The sequence below is a fragment of the Nocardioides taihuensis genome (assembly GCF_042657275.1).
Classification (GTDB): domain Bacteria; phylum Actinomycetota; class Actinomycetes; order Propionibacteriales; family Nocardioidaceae; genus Nocardioides; species Nocardioides taihuensis.
Genome location: NZ_JBHSKD010000038.1, coordinates 2501 through 5464, shown reverse-complemented (window position 1 = coordinate 5464; position 2964 = coordinate 2501). Strand labels below are relative to the sequence as shown.

At 56.7% G+C, this 2964-nt stretch carries 2 rRNA genes (1 of these 2 running past the window's edge); both read right to left on the bottom strand.

Going from position 1 to position 2964, the window contains the following annotated elements:
- Window positions 1-65: ribosomal RNA gene (gene rrf / locus ACFPGP_RS23860) — 5S ribosomal RNA — on the bottom strand; the annotation flags it as partial.
- Window positions 66-195: 130 nt separating this feature from the next.
- Window positions 196-2964: ribosomal RNA gene (locus tag ACFPGP_RS23855) — 23S ribosomal RNA — on the bottom strand; it runs 365 nt beyond the window's last position.

The following is a 2964-nucleotide window of genomic DNA, read 5'->3' as shown; positions in this document are numbered from 1 at the left end:
CTGTCAGGCTTAACTTCCGGGTTCGGGATGGGTCCGGGTGTTTCCCTGACGCTGTGGCCGCCGTAACTCTGTGTCAACACCCGGTCCCACCTTGTTGTGCCCGGGGTTGTGTGCCCGGGGGTGTGGGGGGTGTTGAAGATTGTTGTGTGGACGCGAGTCGTGTTGTTGCGCGTTGTGGTTTTGGTTGAGGGTTTGTGGGACAAGCCCTCGGCCTATTAGTACCGGTCGGCTGGGCATTGCTGCTGTACACCTCCGGCCTATCAACCCAGTGTTCTGCTGGGGGCCTTACCCACTTACGTGGTGGGAAACCTCATCTTGAAACGTGCTTCCCGCTTAGATGCATTCAGCGGTTATCACTTCCGAACGTAGCCAACCAGCCGTGCCCCTGGCGGGACAACTGGCACACCAGAGGTTCGTCCATCCCGGTCCTCTCGTACTAGGGACAGCCTTTCTCAAGTTTCCTGCGCGCGCGGCGGATAGGGACCGAACTGTCTCACGACGTTCTAAACCCAGCTCGCGTGCCGCTTTAATGGGCGAACAGCCCAACCCTTGGGACCTACTCCAGCCCCAGGATGCGACGAGCCGACATCGAGGTGCCAAACCATCCCGTCGATATGGACTCTTGGGGAAGATCAGCCTGTTATCCCCGGGGTACCTTTTATCCGTTGAGCGACGCCGCTTCCACATGCCGACGCCGGATCACTAGTTCCGACTTTCGTCCCTGCTCGACATGTCTGTCTCACAGTCAAGCTCCCTTGTGCACTTACACTCGCCACCTGATTGCCAACCAGGCTGAGGGAACCTTTGAGCGCCTCCGTTACATTTTAGGAGGCAACCGCCCCAGTTAAACTACCCATCAGGCACTGTCCCTGATCCGGATCACGGACCTAGGTTAGACATCTAGTACGACCAGAGTGGTATTTCAACGTTGACTCCACCCTCACTGGCGTGAGGGCTTCAAAGTCTCCCACCTATCCTACACAAGCCGAACCAAACACCAATACCAAACTATAGTAAAGGTCCCGGGGTCTTTCCGTCCTGCCGCGCGTAACGAGCATCTTTACTCGTAGTGCAATTTCGCCGAGTCCACGGTTGAGACAGCGCCCAAGTCGTTACTCCATTCGTGCAGGTCGGAACTTACCCGACAAGGAATTTCGCTACCTTAGGATGGTTATAGTTACCACCGCCGTTTACTGGGGCTTAAGTTCTCCGCTTCGACACCGAAGTGTCTGACAGGTCCCCTTAACCTTCCAGCACCGGGCAGGAGTCAGTCCGTATACATCGTCTTACGACTTCGCACGGACCTGTGTTTTTAGTAAACAGTCGCTTGGGCCTGGTCTCTGCGGCCATCACCGCTTCCCCACGCTAGGTGGTTCACGGATCCGGCCCCCCTTCTCCCGAAGTTACGGGGGCATTTTGCCGAGTTCCTTAACCATGGTTCGCTCGATCGCCTCGGTATTCTCTACCTGATCACCTGAGTCGGTTTGGGGTACGGGCGGCGCGTAGCTCGCTAGAGGTTTTTCTCGACAGCATAGGATCACCCACTTCACCGATACGGCTCCGTGTCACATCTCAGGGTCGTGATCGAACACAAGGCGACGGATTTGCCTATCGCCTCCCCTACCTGCTTACCCGTGGACAACCATCGCCACGGCTGGGCTACCTTCCTGCGTCACCCCATCGCTTGACTACTACCGGTTCGGGTCCCACGCTCCACACCGCGCCCTGCACCCGAAGGTGTGGTCACGCGGAGCTTCGGATGGTTAGCATCACCGGGTTCGTCATGGGCGCTACTTTGCCGGTACGGGAATATCAACCCGTTGTCCATCGACTACGCCTGTCGGCCTCGCCTTAGGTCCCGACTTACCCAGGGCAGATTAGCTTGACCCTGGAACCCTTGATCATTCGGCGGAAGAGTTTCTCACTCTTCTTTCGCTACTCATGCCTGCATTCTCACTCGTGTCGCATCCACCCCTGGGTCACCCCGGGACTTCACTCGCGACACGACGCTCCCCTACCCATCCACACACCTGAACCAACCACACGAGGTGGCGGCTTGGTACACGCGTGAATGCCATAGCTTCGGCGGATGACTTGAGCCCCGCTACATTGTCGGCGCGGAATCACTTGACCAGTGAGCTATTACGCACTCTTTCAAGGGTGGCTGCTTCCAAGCCAACCTCCTGGTTGTCACTGCGACTCCACATCCTTTTCCACTTAGTCACCGCTTAGGGGCCTTAGCTGATGGTCTGGGCTGTTTCCCTCTCGACTACGGAGCTTATCCCCCGCAGTCTCACTGCTGCGCTCTCACTTACCGGCATTCGGAGTTTGGCTAACGTCAGTAACCTGGTCGGGCCCATCGGCTATCCAGTGCTCTACCTCCGGCAAGAAACACGCAACGCTGCACCTAAATGCATTTCGGGGAGAACCAGCTATCACGAAGTTTGATTGGCCTTTCACCCCTATCCACAGGTCATCCCCTCAGTTTTCAACCTAAGTGGGTTCGGTCCTCCACGCGGTCTTACCCGCGCTTCAACCTGCCCATGGATAGATCACTTCGCTTCGGGTCTTGATCGTGCTACTCAAACGCCCTGTTAGGACTCGCTTTCGCTACGGCTTCCCCACACGGGTTAACCTCGCAACACAACGCAAACTCGCAGGCTCATTCTTCAAAAGGCACGCCATCACAAGGAACAAGTCCCTCGCTCTGACGGATTGTAGGCACACGGTTTCAGGTACTATTTCACTCCCCGCCAGGGGTACTTTTCACCTTTCCCTCACGGTACTGGTCCGCTATCGGTCACCGAGGAGTATTTAGGCTTAACGGGTGGTCCCGCCAGATTCACACGGAATTTCAGGAGTTCCGTGTTACTTGGGAAAACACTCGACAGTCGCACACTTACGTCTACGGGGCTCTCACCCTCTACGGCGCCACATTCCAACGGCCTTCGACTTCATGATGCG